The sequence below is a fragment of the Glutamicibacter sp. JC586 genome (genome assembly GCF_009805585.1).
Classification (GTDB): domain Bacteria; phylum Actinomycetota; class Actinomycetes; order Actinomycetales; family Micrococcaceae; genus Glutamicibacter.
This window is the reverse complement of record NZ_VHIN01000021.1, coordinates 61,491-78,809: the sequence shown is the minus strand read 5'-3', so window position 1 is coordinate 78,809 and position 17,319 is coordinate 61,491. Positions and strand designations below refer to the sequence as shown.

At 57.8% G+C, this 17,319-nt stretch carries 17 protein-coding genes; 9 read left to right on the top strand and 8 right to left on the bottom strand.

Features of this window, described 5'->3' with window-relative positions:
* Positions 1-32: 32 nt before the first annotated feature.
* From FJV47_RS13845 to FJV47_RS13835, 3 genes are all read right to left on the bottom strand, one after another.
* Entirely contained in the window at positions 33-611 is a 579-nt protein-coding gene (locus tag FJV47_RS13845) for a sigma-70 family RNA polymerase sigma factor (protein ID WP_159614000.1), read from the bottom strand.
* A 147-nt stretch (positions 612-758) separates the two neighbouring features.
* Positions 759-1,451 carry a fasciclin domain-containing protein gene (locus tag FJV47_RS13840; protein ID WP_022876894.1) on the bottom strand — a complete coding sequence of 231 codons (693 nt, stop codon included), beginning with the start codon at positions 1,449-1,451 and terminating at the stop codon, positions 759-761.
* A 235-nt stretch (positions 1,452-1,686) separates the two neighbouring features.
* The gene (locus FJV47_RS13835; protein ID WP_235026477.1) at positions 1,687-2,226 is read right to left on the bottom strand and encodes a hypothetical protein; all 540 of its coding nucleotides are present in this window, start codon (positions 2,224-2,226) and stop codon (positions 1,687-1,689) included.
* On the opposite strand from FJV47_RS13835, the gene FJV47_RS13830 reads away from it, so the two are divergent.
* Positions 2,205-2,831: a helicase associated domain-containing protein gene (locus tag FJV47_RS13830; protein ID WP_159613999.1), complete on the top strand. Its 627-nt coding sequence runs from the start codon at positions 2,205-2,207 to the stop codon at positions 2,829-2,831. The genes FJV47_RS13835 and FJV47_RS13830 overlap by 22 nt on opposite strands.
* A 225-nt stretch (positions 2,832-3,056) precedes the next feature.
* Positions 3,057-3,335, top strand: coding sequence for a hypothetical protein (locus FJV47_RS13825; RefSeq protein ID WP_159613998.1), 279 nt, complete (start codon positions 3,057-3,059; stop codon positions 3,333-3,335).
* A 118-nt stretch (positions 3,336-3,453) separates the two neighbouring features.
* On the opposite strand, the gene FJV47_RS13820 is transcribed toward FJV47_RS13825, so the two are convergent.
* From FJV47_RS13820 to FJV47_RS13805, 4 genes are all read right to left on the bottom strand, one after another.
* The gene (locus tag FJV47_RS13820; RefSeq protein ID WP_159613996.1) at positions 3,454-4,029 is read right to left on the bottom strand and encodes a hypothetical protein; all 576 of its coding nucleotides are present in this window, start codon (positions 4,027-4,029) and stop codon (positions 3,454-3,456) included.
* Positions 4,026-5,162 (bottom strand): transglycosylase SLT domain-containing protein, encoded by a 1,137-nt coding sequence (locus tag FJV47_RS13815; RefSeq protein ID WP_159613994.1) that lies wholly within the window; start codon positions 5,160-5,162, stop codon positions 4,026-4,028. Before FJV47_RS13815 ends, FJV47_RS13820 begins: the two co-directional genes overlap by 4 nt.
* 90 nt (positions 5,163-5,252) lie before the next feature.
* On the bottom strand, positions 5,253-6,716 hold the full coding sequence (locus FJV47_RS13810) for a hypothetical protein (RefSeq protein WP_159613992.1): 1,464 nt from the start codon (positions 6,714-6,716) through the stop codon (positions 5,253-5,255).
* A gap of 26 nt (positions 6,717-6,742) precedes the next feature.
* Positions 6,743-6,961, bottom strand: a complete 219-nt coding sequence (locus FJV47_RS13805; protein ID WP_159613990.1) for a helix-turn-helix domain-containing protein — start codon at positions 6,959-6,961, stop codon at positions 6,743-6,745.
* A gap of 190 nt (positions 6,962-7,151) precedes the next feature.
* Here FJV47_RS13805 and FJV47_RS13800 point away from each other — a divergent pair, with 190 nt between their 5' ends.
* The 7 genes from FJV47_RS13800 to FJV47_RS13770 are packed head-to-tail and all read left to right on the top strand — an operon-like array spanning position 7,152 to position 15,354.
* Complete coding sequence (locus FJV47_RS13800; RefSeq protein ID WP_159613988.1) at positions 7,152-7,769, top strand: DUF6668 family protein; 618 nt, start codon at positions 7,152-7,154, stop codon at positions 7,767-7,769.
* Positions 7,770-7,783: 14 nt separating this feature from the next.
* Entirely contained in the window at positions 7,784-8,065 is a 282-nt protein-coding gene (locus FJV47_RS13795) for a hypothetical protein (protein WP_159613986.1), read from the top strand.
* Between the two features lie 37 nt (positions 8,066-8,102).
* Positions 8,103-8,819 (top strand): hypothetical protein, encoded by a 717-nt coding sequence (locus FJV47_RS13790; RefSeq protein WP_159613984.1) that lies wholly within the window; start codon positions 8,103-8,105, stop codon positions 8,817-8,819.
* Positions 8,820-8,826: 7 nt separating this feature from the next.
* The gene (locus FJV47_RS13785; protein WP_159613982.1) at positions 8,827-10,488 is read left to right on the top strand and encodes a hypothetical protein; all 1,662 of its coding nucleotides are present in this window, start codon (positions 8,827-8,829) and stop codon (positions 10,486-10,488) included.
* A 2-nt stretch (positions 10,489-10,490) separates the two neighbouring features.
* Entirely contained in the window at positions 10,491-12,002 is a 1,512-nt protein-coding gene (locus FJV47_RS13780) for an SCO6880 family protein (RefSeq protein WP_159613981.1), read from the top strand.
* On the top strand, positions 12,002-13,621 hold the full coding sequence (locus FJV47_RS13775) for a hypothetical protein (RefSeq protein WP_159613980.1): 1,620 nt from the start codon (positions 12,002-12,004) through the stop codon (positions 13,619-13,621). The genes FJV47_RS13780 and FJV47_RS13775 overlap by 1 nt, the downstream gene beginning before the upstream one ends.
* On the top strand, positions 13,621-15,354 hold the full coding sequence (locus FJV47_RS13770; protein ID WP_159613979.1) for a type IV secretory system conjugative DNA transfer family protein: 1,734 nt from the start codon (positions 13,621-13,623) through the stop codon (positions 15,352-15,354). Before FJV47_RS13775 ends, FJV47_RS13770 begins: the two co-directional genes overlap by 1 nt.
* Positions 15,355-15,465: 111 nt before the next feature.
* On the opposite strand, the gene ggt is transcribed toward FJV47_RS13770, so the two are convergent.
* Complete coding sequence (gene ggt / locus FJV47_RS13765; protein WP_159613978.1) at positions 15,466-17,280, bottom strand: gamma-glutamyltransferase; 1,815 nt, start codon at positions 17,278-17,280, stop codon at positions 15,466-15,468.
* Positions 17,281-17,319: the final 39 nt, after the last annotated feature.

The following is a 17,319-nucleotide window of genomic DNA, read 5'->3' as shown; positions in this document are numbered from 1 at the left end:
GCCGCTGAACAGCTCACTCTTGTGCTTGTCCATCACGCGACTCCCATCAAATCTCGTAGTTTCTTCATTCCGTCTCGTATGCCGGATTGAACCGTGTCCACTGGTATTTGGAGATGCTCGGCGATCTCACAGTGCGTTAGGCCTCCGAAATAGGCCAGTTGGATCGCCTCTCGCTGCGCTTTAGTCAGCTGGCGGAGGGCCGTAGTCATGCGTTCGCCCTCATTCTGGAATGCCGCCCCATCTTCCAAACGGTGATCGCTTTCTTGAGGGGTTCTAGCATCGATTATCAGGTCAGGTTCCGGACGCTGTGATGTTGAGTGGATCTGATCCACGGCGCATCGGTGGGCGATCGTCAACAGCCACGTTAGCGCGGTAGTTCGCCGGGGGTCGAAGCTAGCGGCATGCTGCCAAGCATCGACAAAGATTTTTTGGGTGACTTCCTCTTTATGACCCTCATCGCTTAGCAGACGGCTAACTAGACCGAAGACTTGAGGGGCAAATCGATCATATAGCTGCTCAAAAGCTGCCTCGTTTCCTCGTGCTACTTGAAGCACGAGAGCTTCATCCGGCGTATAACCGTCGGAGGGTTCGCTTGATCGATTCGGAATCATGGATTCAAGGATCTCACACCGCTAAGGATCATTTGTCTCCCCCTGACATGCGTGCAGGCCGGGCCGTGGGTAGACAGAAGCCAGAGAACGAACAGTAGCTAGATTCCAACCGCTCATTCCCTGGCTTCTTCAAAGGGTGGTCCTGTGTTACTTCTTTGCTGGCGGCATCAGCACCGAATCCACGAGGTAAACGGTTGCGTTGGCAGTCTGGACTCCGCCGCAGATGACCTTGGCGTCGTTGACCATCAGATCATCGCCGCTGCCGCTGACCTTGACCGTGTCGCCTTCCACAGTTTTCAGGTCGCCGGAGAGTTCATCGGGGGTCATCTGCCCGGGCACCACGTGGTAAGTCAGCACCTTGGTGAGCATGTCAGCATCTTCGGTGACAGCCTTCAGATCCTTTTCCGGAATAGCCTTGAATGCATCGTCTACTGGGGCGAAGACCGTGAATTCATCGCCGTTGAGGGTATCGACGAGGTCAACGTCCTTGTTGAGTTCTCCTGAGACAGCCTTGGTCAGAGTAGTCAGCAAGGGGTTATTGGATGCGGCAACGGCTACCGGGTCTTTAGCCATGCCGGCGACTGAGCCATCGCCCTCGGGCACTGCTTCAGCGTATGCGGCACATCCTGGGCCGACCAGGTTAGCTGCTGGATCCATCGCGGACTCGCTCGACATCTCAGTCTCTTCCGGCATTGAGCTGCTTGGCGCCATGCTCGATGCCGAGGCCTCACTGCTTGGAGCGGATTCGGAGGCGTTGTCCATCGAGCAGGCACTCAGTCCGAATGCGGCCAACGCGGCAATCGAGAGCAGTCCAACCGTCTTGCGCTGCATGCTTTTCATGTCGTTCTCCTTGCCTGGTGACCCACGAGGGGTCAGTCGGTTTCCAAACCACGGGTTTGGTTTGTCATGAGGCATTCGACGCCATCGGCAGTACGGATTGGATTTCTCTGAAAAAATTTTTTGCTCGATGGCCCAGCCATGCAAACAACGGCACGTTTCCCATTCAAAGGGTCAGTTCAAGAGAGGTTTCGGAAACCTGACCCTGTCCAAAAACAGGAATAATTCGATGCACATCTCATTTCTGTAGCCCTCGAGCGACAGCTGCGCCGGCTGCCAGCCATGCCCGCTGCGTGCTCGGGCGTAGCGCGTCATAGCGAAGAATGCCGTCCACCATAGCCGGATCAAATGGGATCGTTGCCACAGCGCGGGCCAGGGTTTTGTAGCCGTCTGCGACGCGCTTCACGTCGGCGGTGGTGGCTTTGGAATCAGCTTGGGTCACTACGGCGACGGCGTTTTGTGCCAGGGCGTGGGCCTTGTCGTTCTGCTGTCCGAGCGCTTCCAGCAGCAGCGCGCCGGCTTCGGCGTGGTCATCCCGGGTTGTGGTGGCCACGACGAGCTGATCGGTGTGGTGAATCATGAGCCGCCACATCGGATCTGATTCGTCGTTTCCTGAGTCAATGAAGATCAGCCAGTAGTACTTCGAGGCCACCCGGTGGATCACGTCCACGTCGGCTGCGTCTACGCGTTGGGCGCTGGCCAGCTCCATGGGTTTGGAGCGCTGCCAGTGCTCGTCGCGTACGGTACCTTGAGGCCATGACCAGCTGGAACATCTCAAGGCACCCCGAATGGGACCAACTGCTACTCGCCGGGATCACAGTCCGGGAAATCGCCGAACTTTGCCACCGCGGTCCTGCCACCATCCATTACCACCTGCGACGACGCGAACATTATGAACCCGGTTTCCGCGCCAAGCACGAAGCGGCAGTGGCCTCACGCAATAACAACAGGCCCTCCAGCGTGTGGCGGCGTCAGGCTAACGAACTAGCAGCCTTCCACGCCGAGCACACAAGGCTTCCGCGCAGTACCGGCGACCGGGCCGAACGTTCCTTGCACCATTGGCTGGCGGCACAACGCAAAGAGTTCCAGTCCGGCCAGTTGCCTGCAGCTAAGATCCTGCTTCTGCAAGACGTTCCCGATTGGCATATCGACCCTCGGCAACGCGAACTCGACGAACGATGGAGCGAGCGTTTCGAGGCGCTCCGCGAATTCGTTGCAGAAAGCGGCCAGTTCCCGCGATACCGGACCTACACATCTGAAAAGGAACGTTCTCTGGGTGTCTGGCTGCATAATCAGCATCAACGCCGCACCGAAGGGAAACTTGCAGCATGGCGGCATGATGCCTTGGATCACGAGTTTTCCGGGTGGCGAAGTTACGCCTGATCGCGCCACAGGCTGCCGGAAGTCGATGCCAATGAACCAAATCCAGTAAATTCTGGTTTATCCCCAAGGCATACAGATCTAGCGAATATCCTGCTGCCCACAGTGGTCGTGTTGACTGCTTAGCTCCGGCAAGGCATCGGGCAAGTGTGCGAAAAACCCAACCATTTAATCCAAAATATGGCTATACTACTGCTGTTAGTACAGTCACATTTTGGAAGTGGGGCCATGATCAGAAAAACCCTAATGCGGATCGCTATGTCAGCCTCGGCGTTGGCGCTTACTGCCGGAGGTCTAACCGTTGCAGCATTGCCGGCCCAGGCGGGATATTCCTATCTCTATCCCACTGACTACAAGACTTTCAATGCTTGCAACACCAAGCGTCTGACGATGAACTCTTCGTGGACGCGAGCGAGCCAGTGCTTTATCTACTACGACACTGATCGCAACGGGAATCGCGTTGGTCCGAACGTCTGGAAGTTCTCAGTAACGGTCAAGACCTACTGATAGGGCTCCCGAACCGATCGTCCTGCAGGGGCAAGGTTGTCATGGGAATGTGTGACCGCGTCGCCGCCGATATTCCTTTGAGATCTTTTAGCTGCGGGGCCCCGATGCAGGTGCGAGGCTAGCGGACAGAGGAAACATAGTCGCGGATCTTGTACGGCTCTTCGTCGGTGAAGGTGAAGAAGAACGTTTGTTTCCCTTCACCTGCCCAGGATTCCCCGTCTTCGGTGACCCATTGCCAAGTGGCAGTGATCGCGATGGTGTCTTGCTCGTGGTGCTCAGTCATGAGCTTCACCGTCGGTTTGCTGGTTGCTTTTTTCTCAGCGGCGTTCAGCCATTCAACACCTGTGGCGGGTCGTTTCGGGGCGATCACTTCTTTGGCGCGTTCCTTGGTCATAAGTTTGCGGGCGCGCATTTCAGCTGCGGTGCGGTTGAAATCCTTAGTAGGATCCCACGTGGTCATGATCGTTGCTGCTTGCTTAGCTAGTTCTACTCTGGCAGGGTTTTCGTCCCCGTGATCATGGGATTGCTCACCGGCACTGCTGCTTTCACTGGGGTTGCTGCTTGGTGACGAAGCAGGAGGGGAAATGACCGGGACGATGCTTTCTTCGGGGCCCTGGGTAGCTGGGGTGCAACCGGTGATGGCTACTACGATCCCTACAGCGGCCAGGCCTGAGAATATTTTCGGGTGTTTCATTGGATGTTCACCTTTTGCTGTCGAAGGATCGGGATCGGGTCATAAGTTTTGCCGTTGTTGACTGCGGGCCGGTCAAACACACTAGTTTTCGGGTTGTTGATCTGGAAATGGATATGGATGCCACTGGAATTTCCGGTCGCCCCTGGCTTGCCCAGTGGTGTGCCCTTCTGGACGATGTCTCCGGTTTTCACCATGAGCGAGTGATCTTGTGCTTCATGGAATTCAAAGACCAGATACGGGGCTTCGGTCATTTGAGCGAAAATATAGTTACCGTACGAGCCATAAAGCTGATCTGGTGCTCCGACGCTGACGTAAGTAATTTTCAGTTCGGTAGGAGCATAGAAGTACGGGTCTGATCCGGCCAGGTCAATACCTTCATGTTTCAGGAGGAACGGCTTACCCACGCAGCTAGATAGTGGGCATGCACGTGCTCCGTAAGGTGACGTGAGTCGAGAGCTCGGCATGGGGTGCGCCCATTCACCGGTGGAGAGGTCGCCGAAGTCGAATCCGCCTGGTGCTTCACAGTCCGAGGAATAGTCCATCTGTGCGTTGTCCATGATGGTTTGAACGTAGTGGCGAGTTTCCTCAAACGGTGGGATACCACCGTATTTTTGGACGTTGCCCGCTCCGGCGTTGTAAGCGGCAAGGGTGAACTGAATCTTTTCTTGCTCGTTGCTGGCCAAATCCGCGATTTGTCCGGCGAGGTGTTTCATGTAGCGGCCTTGGGCATCAAGACCAGCAAACGGGTCGAAAGGGTCTTTGACGTTACCCCATTCCTCCCAGGTTCCGGGCATGAACTGCGCGATACCTTGTGCACCGGCGGGGGAGGTTGCTTTGGGGTTCCAGCCAGATTCCTGTTCGATTTGCGCGGCGATGATGCCCACCGGCAGGCCTGCAGTTCTAGCGGAGTTCTCGGTAGCGTCTCTGTACTGTTCGGGGATCTTCACCGAGGATTCATCCTTATTGCTAGCGTCCCCAATGGGTGTTCCCTCGATGAGGCAAGGCGCGTACGGATCACTGTCTTTCTCGTCCCCTGCACCGAGAAACAGGATGATGGGGGTGATGACCAGCAACAGGAGAACACCTAGGAGTGCCAGGATGATTTTTACGCCGCTGCCTCGTTCTTCAGCCATGCTTCATCTCCTTGGAGGACCGCGGTTGCACGCATGCTCTCTTGCATGCTTGCTCTCTTGCAAGTTTGCTAGCTCTATTGCTTGCTGGGGTTACGGGGTCTTGTTGGATCGGTAGACAGTCGTGTTCTCCAACTGGGTTGCCACCAAATACACCGCGTCATCGGTGACTAGGACTGGGGCTGGATCTTCGGTGCGATAGTTAGGCCACGTCTTCGGCTCGGCTTCGGGGTTACCCAGATCCATGGTGACGGGGCCGTTATTCGTATTCGCATAGACCGTAGTGCTGTGAATGGCTGTGAGGTCCGCTGATGGCAGATCCACTAAAGCGCTTTTATCCCCGTAACGGATCCCTGTTGCACCGATAGCTGCGGTTTTAGCTTCCTTGTCCACTAGCAGGGGTTCGGTGGCGGTGGGGATGGTACGTGGTGTGCCGGAAAACAGCATTGACCCGGTTTCAGTATTTAGGACTCCCATGACGCGTTCTGTGTCATCCCACGCCAACAATGTGTAGGTGTCATCCAGTAGCCATACCCGTGTCGGATATTTTGAGGTGTTGTCCGGCGCTTCAAAGTTCTTTTCGTCCAGGATCGCACCCTGATTATCCAGGGTGTAAATCGTGGTGGCGCTGATCGTAGTGATCGTCCCATCGGCTGCTACATCTAGCACGGTGGAGCCGGGTGGGATCATCACATCGTGCAGTGCGCCTGCGGTATCAGGCACGCGGATGTACCAGTCCCCCAATTCGATGTAGGGGGTATGAGTGTCGGTACGAGCGGTTTGCCCCGGTTCCAGAGCGATCATTGTAGGGGCGACGCTGGGGGTGTCGTAGGGCATGTCTACTGGCCAGAGGCGTAGTTCGTTGCGTTCCGCGGCAGCATAGACTAGCTTGCCGGCCCACGTGCCCTGATGGATGCTGGAGAGGTTTTCCGGTGCTTTGTCCCCGCGCCATACCGGTTGACCGGTGACCGGGGCACGTCCAGTCACGGTGCCTTCGGGGTCAGCGGTCAGCAACCGGTCGGGGCTGATCAGGTTAACGGTGGCACCCACCTTAGTGGGGTGGCTCCACGCAGCTGTCGCTGAGTGCTGCGGGGGTGGTGCCGCGGGCAGTGTAGCTCCGACCCCTTCTGGTGTGTAAGCCGGGGCGCTCGTGGCGGGTTGGCTGGCAACAACTATGGCAGCAGTGACACCACCGAGAGCGAGCATCCCCATGATGCTCGCTCCGGTGATGAACAGGCGCTTAGTGCGTCGCTGCTTTCGAGTCTTGATGACTTCTTCAGCTTGTTGCTGTTCGGTAAGGTCAAGAAATTCACCGTCAACAGCAACAATCATGTCCCACGCTTGACCGTTAGAAACATCAATAGCTCGCGCCCGCACCATGCCTAGATGCTGGTTGGTGAGTTTTGCGACGATCGCTCTTTTACCCGCATCGATAAAGTCTTCTCCATCGAGCACGGGAACGTGTGACCCATCAAGGGTCACCGCTTCCCTGTCTTCGCTGATCTGCAGGGTGTAAACCGGGAAGGCTGGAACTTCTGCCGGATCAATACTCGTCATACACTCACCTGCCATGGCTTCCTGGGTTAGTCGGCGGCCTCATCACTGGTCAGCAAGAAGTCCCGCACATCTTTCTTCCGATACCTGCGCACCCTGGATCCGATAGACACGGATTTCAGCCCGTATTCACGGTTCCATTTCAGAACGGTTTGCGCCTTGACGCGCATGATGTCAGCGATCTCTTCCGTCGTTGCCCACTCCGGCAACTGCGCAATCAAGTCGTCGACTGCTTCTGGATCGTTCATGACCACACTCCCAATGTACTTAAGGAAGAAAACACGTCAAACCTGTTACGCGGCATTTCCCCATTTAGTAATTTTTTACGTTTTTATGAAACTTGCACGCTTAGCGTGATTGACTGTGTTTTCTATGCGAGTTAGCGTAAATAGTGAATTACTACTTACCGATGATTACTTTACTGAGGTGAGAGCACATATGTCAGCCCTACCAAACCCATTTACCGCAACAAAACCAATTAAGACCTCCGAAACCTTACCCGACGTTCGAGACGAACTCATGGGCAAGGACCTGCTGGTCACCGGACCAACGACACCAGGGCTCTCCCCCACACTGGAAGCACCACAAACCCCGTGGCCGCACCAGGACATCGGAGTTTTCGAAGGCCAAGCCATCATGGGCCTGCACGGTGGAGCCGGCGCCACGACCCTCACAGCACTGCTCGGGCCCGCCGCCGCGGATATTGGCCAAGCATGGCCGCACTCGCACAGCACCCGAACCCAGGCAACCTGGCCTCTGCCAGTGATCGCCGTAGCCCGCACCGATCACACCGGGCTATCCGCCGCAGAGCGGTTCATCCGTTCATGGGCCAACGGGCAACTGACCGACTCCAAGCTGTCAGCCCTCGTCCTCATCGAGGCCGGGCCCCGCACCAGCGAAGCCCGCAAGAAGGCCACTAAGCGCCTGTTGCGCATGGTTCCACGCGGCGTCCACATCCCATGGATGGACTCCTGGCTAGACACACCCCCAGATCCGAACCGACTACCTGGACGGATCAAACGAATCATCAAACTCCTCAACACTCCCACCCAATAGAAAGAGACACACCCATGCTGTTACAGACCCTAGCTTTCGGTCTTGACCTAGCCGCGACGATCCCTAACCCAACCCCCGAACAGCCACCAGGCACCGAAGGGTTCACCACGATCCTGAACTGGATCGCCTGGGCCGTGATCCTGCTCGGCGTAGCCGGATTCCTCGCCTCGTCAGGCTTTCTGGCTTTCGCATCCTTCACAGGACGCGAAATCAACGGATTCAAGGGACTGGTCATCTCGTTGATTGTCTGCATCCTGGCAATCAGCGCAGGAACGATCATCAACGTCTTCGTCTAAGCACCGGTGAACCGTCTAAGAGAAAGAGAAGATCCTCATGGCTGAAACTGATCCATTAGGCAGAAACTGGAAACTCTGGGGCGGCATCCTCGCCCTCATCGTGGTTGTGGTGATCGCAGGGTTAATATTCTTCCCCCGTATCAACCCGGAACCGGAAGCGACTACTACTGAACCGGCACCGACGGTGCCAGTTCAAACATCTTCACCTTCTTCCTCCCCATCGGCGACGGCCTCGGCTTCTGAACCAGCCACCGGGGATTGCCCTGCTCTAAGCACGGATAATTCATTCCCGAACGATGCACCTGCTACGGAGTGGAAACGCCACCCCGCCGGGATGCTATTACCGGTGAATTCTGATCATGGGCCAGCGAAGATGGACGGCGATTTTTGGCGGTGCTTCAGCCACACACCAACCGGCGCAGTCTACGCGGGAATTACGCTGCTACTGGACATTTCTGGAGCAGGGGTACTTGAAGCAGCCGCCGAGTCACCGGAACGCGATGAACTATTCAAAGAGTGGCAGTCCCTAGAACAACCTTCAGAGTACCCAATAATTTCTGGCTACCGCATCATGAATAGCTCAGAAAATGCGGCATCCGTTGAGTACATAGGCCCAGCCGGTGATCAGTATGTGTCAACTCGTGTCGATCTTCTATGGGATACAGAAGCTAATGACTGGCGATTGGATCTTTCATCTGGCGACCCAGCTTGGGGTATCGCCAATGATCCAAGCGCATATACCGATTTAAAGTAGGTTTCCAATGGCACAAGCAGCAGGATGCGCTCCCTTAGATTTCATCTGCAAAGGTGGCGAGGGTCTAAAAAACCTTGCCGATAGTGCGATTACTGACTTCGTGCAATCCCTGTATGACGGTGCGGTGGGATTCGTTGCCCAGGTGTCCACGTTCTGGATGGATACGCCGAGCCCCGACGTGGATAACGCTGCTGTCATTAGTTTGCGTGATGACATGTCCTGGTACGTTGCAGGATTCGCGATCCTCGGATTCCTCATCGGGCTGATCAAACTCGTCACGTCCCAAGACGTGAAAAACAGTCTCATCGGTTTAGGGACACCGATTGTGAACCTGATCCTCGCTACCACCGCTTACGCAACAGGCATTAGCTTATTGCTCACGGCTTCCGATGAGTTTTCTAAGTGGATTGTTGAGCGCTCTACCGATGGAAACGTGGATCTAACACAGATGTTGACCACGAGTTCAGCGTTGATTTCCAGTCCAGGCCCAGCATTTTTGATGTTCATCCTGTTGCTGCTCGGTGCAGTCATCAACCTGTTGTTCATGTATTTCCGTGACGTAATGTTCCTGATCCTCTCCGCTTTTATCGTGGCTCTGGCTGCGGCTAGCGGTTCAGAACAAGGCCGCCAAGCATGGCGTAAAGCCAATGGGTGGCTGATCGCGCTTTTGCTGTTCAAACCGGTAGCTGCGGGTATTTACTCTTTGGGATTCCGCATGCTGGTTGAAGGCAGTACCCCTGAGGGCTCAGAACCATCGATTACTGAAGCGATGCATTCCACGCTCATTGCCTTGCTGATCTTGTTGTTAGCGGCCTTAGCGTTGCCAGCGTTGATTAAGTTCATTGTTCCTGCTGCTGGTGTGGGTGCTGGTGCATTCTCTGGTGGTGCGGCTCTTGGTGCTGGTGTCACGCTCGCTGCTGGTGCAGCGGTTGTCGCGGGTACTGGCGGTGCGGCCGCTGCTGCTGGTGGTGCTGGTGCGGCGATGGGCGGCGGCGCTGGTGCCTCCGGTGCTGCTGCGGCTGGTGGTGGTTCGACTGCTGCTGGCGCAGCCGGTGGCGGTAGTGCAGCTAGTGCTGGCGCGTCGGCTGGTAGCGCCGCTTCTGGTGGTGCAGCTGGTGGTGAATCTGCGGCCGCTGGTACTACAGGTGGTGGCGCGTCCGGTGGTGGATCAGCTGGAGGTGGTGGTTCTTCGGCCTCAGAAGCTATTAGTGGTACCGATGGCGGTTCTTCTGTTTCGGGTGCTGCTTCTAGTGAGGGAAGTCCCGGATCTGCTTCTAGCTCTGGTTCCGGCGCTGCTTCTGGTTCTAGTGCTGGGTCTTCTGCCAGTGGTTCAAGCAATTCAACGTCCGGCACAGGCTCTAGCAGTTCTCCTGCTGCTGGTAGCGGTTCTACTGCTTCTTCCGGGGCCTCGAATAGTAGCGCGGGGAATCCTGGATCAGCCTCTTCGGGTTCCAACCCTTCGGGTGCTAGTTCCTCTGGTTCTTCTACTTCCGGCAGCACAGGTGCCGGTGCCTCGGGCGCTAGTTCTTCAAGCTCACCACAAACCAGTGGGCCTTCAGGGGCCAAGCCCACCAGCAAAGCCAACGAGGCAATGCAGAAAATGGGCGACGTGAAAGGCCTCGCTAACGGGGCAAATCCCAGCAAGCTCGTAGACGAGGACGGCGAATAATCATGGCCACCACCGATGTACGGATTGAACCGAACACGTTCGGGAACCTGACCGTTCCTCGCCGCTCAGGCCTCTTGGGCCTGTCCATGGGGCAAAGCCTGATGCTGGTGCCTGTTGTTCTCATCGTCATTGTCACCGCTGCGCGTGGCTGGATCATGGCCGCCGTCGTCATCGCGCTGACCACCATCCTCGCGGCCGTGCTGCTGCTGGTCACTAAGAAACAAGGCCGTTCAATCTATGGGAGACTCATGCTACGCCTAGCTCAGCGGCAGAAAGTCGCATCCAAAAAGCACGTCTATCTTTCCGGCCCCACCGGGTTCACCCCTGATGGCCAAGTACGCCTACCAGGTTTGATGGCCAAGTCCCAGTTGACTGAATCCGTTGATTCTTACGGCAACCCTTTCGGACTGATCCGCTTATCCTCACGTGGCCACCACAACTACTCCGTAGTCCTTGAATGCTTCCCCAACGGGGATAACCTCATTGACCAGGCCGACGTAGATAACCAGGTGGCGCACTGGGCGAACTGGCTGACCCAACGCGGCCTGGATGAAGGCATCCGCGGAGCTTCGGTCACTATTGAACCTTCCCAGGACTCGGGCCTGCGTCTGCAAAAGCTGCTGGCGGATAACCATCGCGAGGACGCTCCCGAATTCGCCCAGCGTGTCGTGAAACGCATCGCCCAGACTGATCATTCCACCGCGCCTGAGGTCGTGGCCCGCATTACCCTCACCTTCGACGGCCGCCGAGTTGACGGCAAAGCCGGGGATCGGGGCATGGAAGAAATGGCTGAGGAAATCGGCAACAAACTCCCAGGCATTATTTCTGGGTTGGCAAACACCGGGGCCGGGGCCGTACGCCCGAACACGGCCCAGGAAATCATTGATTTCACCCGTGTCGCTTATGACCCGACCACGGCCGTGGCGGTGGAGGAAGCACAAGCTGCCGGTGGTACCGGGCTGGCGTGGGAGGATGCTGGCCCGTCGTTCGCGGTGGATGCGTTCGACCATTACCGGCACGATCGGGCGGTGTCGAAGTCGTGGACGATGTATGAAGGCCCGCGCGGCGCGTTCATGTCCAACTCGTTGGCTCGTCTCACCGCCCCGAGCGAGGGAGCGCTGCGCAAGCGTGTGACCCTGCTGTACCGCCCAATTCCTGCGGATCAGACTTCCACGGTGGTGGAGAACGAGCAGAAGGATGCGATGTTCTCCGGCTCGCAGCAGCGCGTTTCCGTGCGTGCCCGCCAGCGTTTGGCGGCCGCGCAGAAAACAGCCCAGGAAGAAGCTCTAGGTTCAGGGTTGACCCGGTTCGGGCTGATCATCACCATCAGCGTCAAAGATGAGACGGAGCTGCGAAAGTTTGATCGCACCGTGCCCGGCCTGGTGTCTCACGCCAAGCTGCGGGTTCGTGAAGCGTTGGCGAACCAAGCGGTCACGTTCCAGGCAGGCTTGCCGCTAGGCATGGTCGTGCCTGATCACATGATGATCCCCGACGAGCTGAAGACGTGGTTCTAATGACTCCCTTAAAGCTCTCAAACAAGCGCCCCCAGCGTCCTGCCCCTGCTGACCTCACGCAGCCTCATAGTCTGACGTTGACCAAGCGCGATGTGGCCCGCTTGGAACGCGCTGCGAAGAAGGCAGCGCCCAAGCCAGTCAAGGAGCCAGGCTTGCTCTCTCGCCTGTTGGCCGAGGGCGCCCAATCCCGGTACACCCCATCGGATGCGGGCTGGAATCGGCGTGGTGGCGGGCCGGTGAACTACATCGAAAACCCGGTAGAGATTCAAGGTTCAGCGGTGCAGGTGTGCGGGTTCTGGCCCTTCGTCAACGGTGCCGGATTGCCGACCATTGGTGCCCCGTTGGGCCGCCATTTGCTGCGCAACACGCTCGTGACCGGCGATCCGATTTCGTGGTTCCTCAACGGCATCATTTCTAACCCTTCCGCGTTCATCCTCGGCCAGCCAGGACTAGGTAAGACCTCGCTGGTGCACCGTCTCTTGGCGGTGCTCTCAGCGTGGGGTGTGGTGCCGATGATCCTTGCTGATTCCCGCCCTGATTATGTGCCGCATATCCGCGCCCTGGGCGGGCAGGTCATCACCTTCTCCCCCGGCCAGGGGCATCTGAACCCGTTGGATCTTGGGCCACTGGTGGCCAGCTTGAACGAGATCGACGACGAAAAAGCACGGGACATTGCGATCCAGGAGATGATCAGCCGCCGCCGCTCGCTGATGGAAGGCATCGCCTCGATGATGCTGGGCCGGCCCTTGAAGCCTCACGAATCCACCTGCTTGTCGGTGGCGATCAACGAACTCGATCCGAACCTCACCCAAGCGCCATTGATCGGTGATCTGGTGGATTTCATTCGTTCCCGGCCCGAGGTGCTGCGCCAGAACGTGCTCGCCTACGATGATGACCACGAATACGACCAGCGGCTCCAAGCCCTGCTGGACGCGCTGATCAACCTCGGCCCTTCCGGCGCGTATGGGGACATGTTCTCCAAGCCTTCGGATGCTCACATCACTCCCGGGGTGCCGGTGGTGTTCGACATTTCCGGGGTCAACGAAAACGACTCCGTGCTGGTCGCTGCTGTGCAGTCCCTGTGCTGGAACCTCGGATCAGCCACCGTCTCTGCCGAGCAGCACCTGGCGGCAGCGGGCAAACGCCAGCGCCGCACCTACTTCCTGGTCATGGACGAGCTATGGCGCATCCTGCGGGCATCCGATGACATGGTGCACTTCATCGACACCATCACCCGCCTGAATCGCGGACGCGGCATCGGCCAGGTCATGATCACCCACACCATGAACGACCTCAGGCTATCCAAAGAGCACCTGACCGCTACCGCGTGGGGGTTCGTGGAACGCTCCGCCCTGGTCTTCCTGGGCGGCTTGGCTCCCTCGGAGATGGGCAACCTGGAAGAAGTGTTCGCCCTGTCTTCCAAGGAAAAAGCGTTGATGACTGACTGGACCGGTGAAGCCGTGGTTGATCCGAAAACCAACAAGGCCTCCCGCCGGCCCGGTGCAGGACACTTCATCATGAAAGTCGGCAAGAATCCCGGTACTCCGTTCGTCACGCAGCTCACCGACCTGGAATTCGAAATTTCGGATACCAACCGGGCCTGGGAGATGGTCAAATAATGTTCAACGCTGATCCGCGCTCAGGGCGCAAGAACCAGCCAGCCAACGATGAACTGCTGTGGATCATCGCCGGCGGCATCCTCACCTTAGGCATCATGGGCGTGCTGTTGTGGACGCTCGGCGCGATCCTCGACCCGAACGTGCCTCAGTCCTCGAATAATCCAGTGCAGATCCTCATGGATCAATCACGCGGCTACCTGCCGGTGGGCGGGCTGCAAATCGCTGTGTTCGCCCTGGGCCTGCTGCTCCTGCTGGCGGTCATCGTGATGCTCGTGGTGGTGTGGCGGCGCAGCCGGGGCACCAGCTCCCGTATTGATCATCTGGCCAAGGAAATGGCTCACGCCAAGGACTTCAAGGCCTTGGAAGAACCCGCAGCCCTGGCGGATGCCGAACGCCTCGGCGCACAAAAAGCCGGCATCGGCGTGCCGTTGGCGAAGCTGGTAAACAACAAGGCTAGCTTGTTTGCTTCCTATGAGTGGGTGCAGATCTGGTTGATGGGGCCACGAGCCGGTAAAACCTCCTGCGTGTGCGTCCCCCAGATCCTCGAAACTGGCGGTCCGGTGCTGGCGACCTCGAATAAGCGCGACATTGTGGATATGACCCGTGGCCCGCGCGCCCGGGTGGGCACCGTGTGGGTACACGACGTGCAGGGCATCATCGGTGAAGAACGGTCCTGGTGGTGGAATCCGCTGTCGTTCGTCACCGATATGGAAACTGCTGAAAAGCTCGCTGACGTGTTCTTGGCTTCGGCGACCGATGCGGGTGCCAAGCAGGACGCGTATTTTGAGTCTGACGGTAAGCGGTTGCTCTCGCATTTGTTTTTCGCTGCTGCTGTGGGGCGGCGTCCGATTACTGATGTGTTTGCGTGGGCGCAAGATCCTGAGGATTTCACCGCCCGTGACCTGCTCAAAGACCATGATCACCTCGCCTTGGCAAACTCCTTGGAGCAGATCCAGAAGCTCACCCCGAAGCAGCGTGACGGTGTGTATGGCACGATGCGCCCGTGGGTGAACGTGCTGTCCTATGACAAGGTGATCCCGTGGATTCGCAATAATGGGGTCAATCGCCCCGAGTTTGATCATCGCAAGCTGGCCACCGGCACCGATACCTTGTACTTGGTATCTAAGGAAGGCGGAGGCTCCGCCCGGGCGATCACCGCAGCCCTGGTCATGGCCGTCATGACCGAAGCGGAGAAAACCGCAGCCAGCCAGCCTGGGGGCCGGCTAAAAACCCCACTGACGGCCGTGTTGGATGAAGCCGCGAACGTGGTGCGCTGGCGCGAACTACCGGACGTGTATTCACACTACGGTTCCCGTGGCATCGTCGTCTCCACGTTCTTCCAGTCCTACAGCCAAGGCGTGGAAGCCTACGGCGAAAAGGGTATGAACAAGCTCTGGGGCGCGGCCAATATCCGAGTCGCCGGTAGCGGCTTGTCTGACGATAAGTTCTTGCCGTTCCTCGCCCAGCTCGTCGGTGAACGCGACGTACCCAAACGCTCCTCCAGCACCAGTAACCGCACCGGGCGGTCGGTATCCAGTTCGATGCAACGCGAACGGATCTTGGACGTGGCCGACTTGGCTGCCTTGCCACGAGGTCGGGCAATCCTCACCAGCTCCGGCCTGCCCGCAGGGCTCATCGAGTTGCAGCATTACTCGGCCAAGCCTTACACCCAGGATGTGAAGGACTCGCAAAAATACTATGAACAAACTGCTGTTGAACGCAGCATCAGCTAAGAGGTTCCGCCATTAGAGCCCCCCTGGGCAGCTCTAATGGTGACAGTTGCCGAGCAACGTGGCTTGCTGCTCAGCAACTGTCGATAGATGAGTCTGATCCGCTGAGAATTTCTACTTAGCTGGTTTCAGAACCAATGCCGATCCGCCACCACGACGAGTGGGTTCAGCAACGGCGGTTTGCAACCCGTTCGGACCGAACTCGATGGCGGTGGCCGCACCAATTTCGGCTTCGGCGGTAAAGGAATCACCCGACGGGTAGAAATCGTGGCCGAAGAGTTTTAGTTTGCTTGCGTACTGTTCGATGAACTCTGGTTCGGCGGTGACGCTTGGTCCATTCCAAGGTGCTGCGCGAGGGGCAGCGACGGCCTGGGAAATGTTCATTCCACGATCTACACGGTTCACCAGCGTTTGCAGCACGGTAGTAATAATGGTCGATCCACCAGGCGAGCCCAGGGCCAGGTATGGTGCGCCATCTTTCAGCACGATCGTTGGTGACATAGAGGAACGGGGGCGCTTATTCGGCTCGATCCGGTTAGGTCCGGTCGGGCTAAAGTCGGTGAGTTCATTATTCAGCAGGAAACCACGTTCAGGGACAACGATGCCTGATCCGCCGGTCTGTTCGATGGTCAACGTATATTCAACGACGTTGCCCCATCGGTCAGCGACGGTCAGGTTAGTGGTGGAGATGTTTTCAGTGTCCGTCTCATCGCCGGATGCCACCGTCGAGGTCGGGCATTTGCCGTCGTAGGAGGTGACATCACCCGGGGCGAATGGTTTGGTCCCGGCGGTCGCCGAATCAATGTTGCAGGCGCGTTCCTGGCCGAAGAGCTGGTCGGTCAGGGCCTTTTGCGGAATGTTGACGAACGCGGGGTCGGCGACGTAAGCAGCCCGGTCCGCGAAGGCCAGCGAGGCGGCCTCAACGTAGTGGTGAAGGACTTCCTCGGTCGGCATGCTCTTCAGGTCATAACCTTCCAGAATATTCAAGGCCTCACCTACCGTGGTCCCACCGCTACTGGAAGGAGCCATGCCGTATACGTCCAGTCCGCGATATGACACATGGGTCGGGGCGCGGTCGATGCTCTTGTATGCGGCAAGATCATCGGTGGACATGAAGCCCACCGGTACAGGCAGATCGGTGTCTCCAGAGAGCGGTGGACGGGTCACCGAATCCACGATGTCTTGGGCCACCTGGCCGGTGTAGAACGCGTCCGTTCCCTTTTTGGCCAGCAGGCTGTAGGTCTTGGCGATGTCGGGATTCTTGAAAATGCTGCCGACGGCAGGTGCGTCACCTCCGGGCAAGAACAGGTCCTGGGTAGAAGTGAAAGTATTGAAGCGCAGCTTATTTTCGAGGGTCTGATCGCGGAAGGTTTGATCAACCACAAATCCTGCTTTCGCGACCTTGATGGCCGGCTTCAGGGTCTGGGACAAACTCATCGTTCCCCAACGTTTTAGCGCACGGTCCCACGTGGCTGGGGTTCCTGGTACGCCCACTGCCACCCCGCTGGTGACCAACTCCGGGGTGAAATTGTAGGGTGCCCCGGTGGCAGGATCGTTGAAGGCATCCGTGGGCATTGCCGATGGAGAGGTTTCGCGACCGTCGATGGTTCTGACCTTGCCGGTTTTGGCGTTGTAGTATACAAAGTAGCCGCCGCCTCCTATGCCAGCGCTGTAGGGTTCGGTGACGCCCAAAGTGGCAGCCGCCGCGACCGCAGCATCAACCGCGTTACCTCCCTTGCGTAGTATGCTCATCGCGGCCGCCGAGGCTTCAGGGTCCACGGTGCTGACCGATCCACCATAGCCGGTGGCGGTGGGTATTTTCTCGACCTGGCGAGGTTGTGCAATGGCCGGGCTGATAGCAACGGTGCAGGTCGTGGCCATGGCCGCTAGGACTGCTATCGCCAGCAATCGTCGTTTGAGATACAGCATTGTGCCTCCTAGATGTGATGGTGTGATGGGTGGAACAGC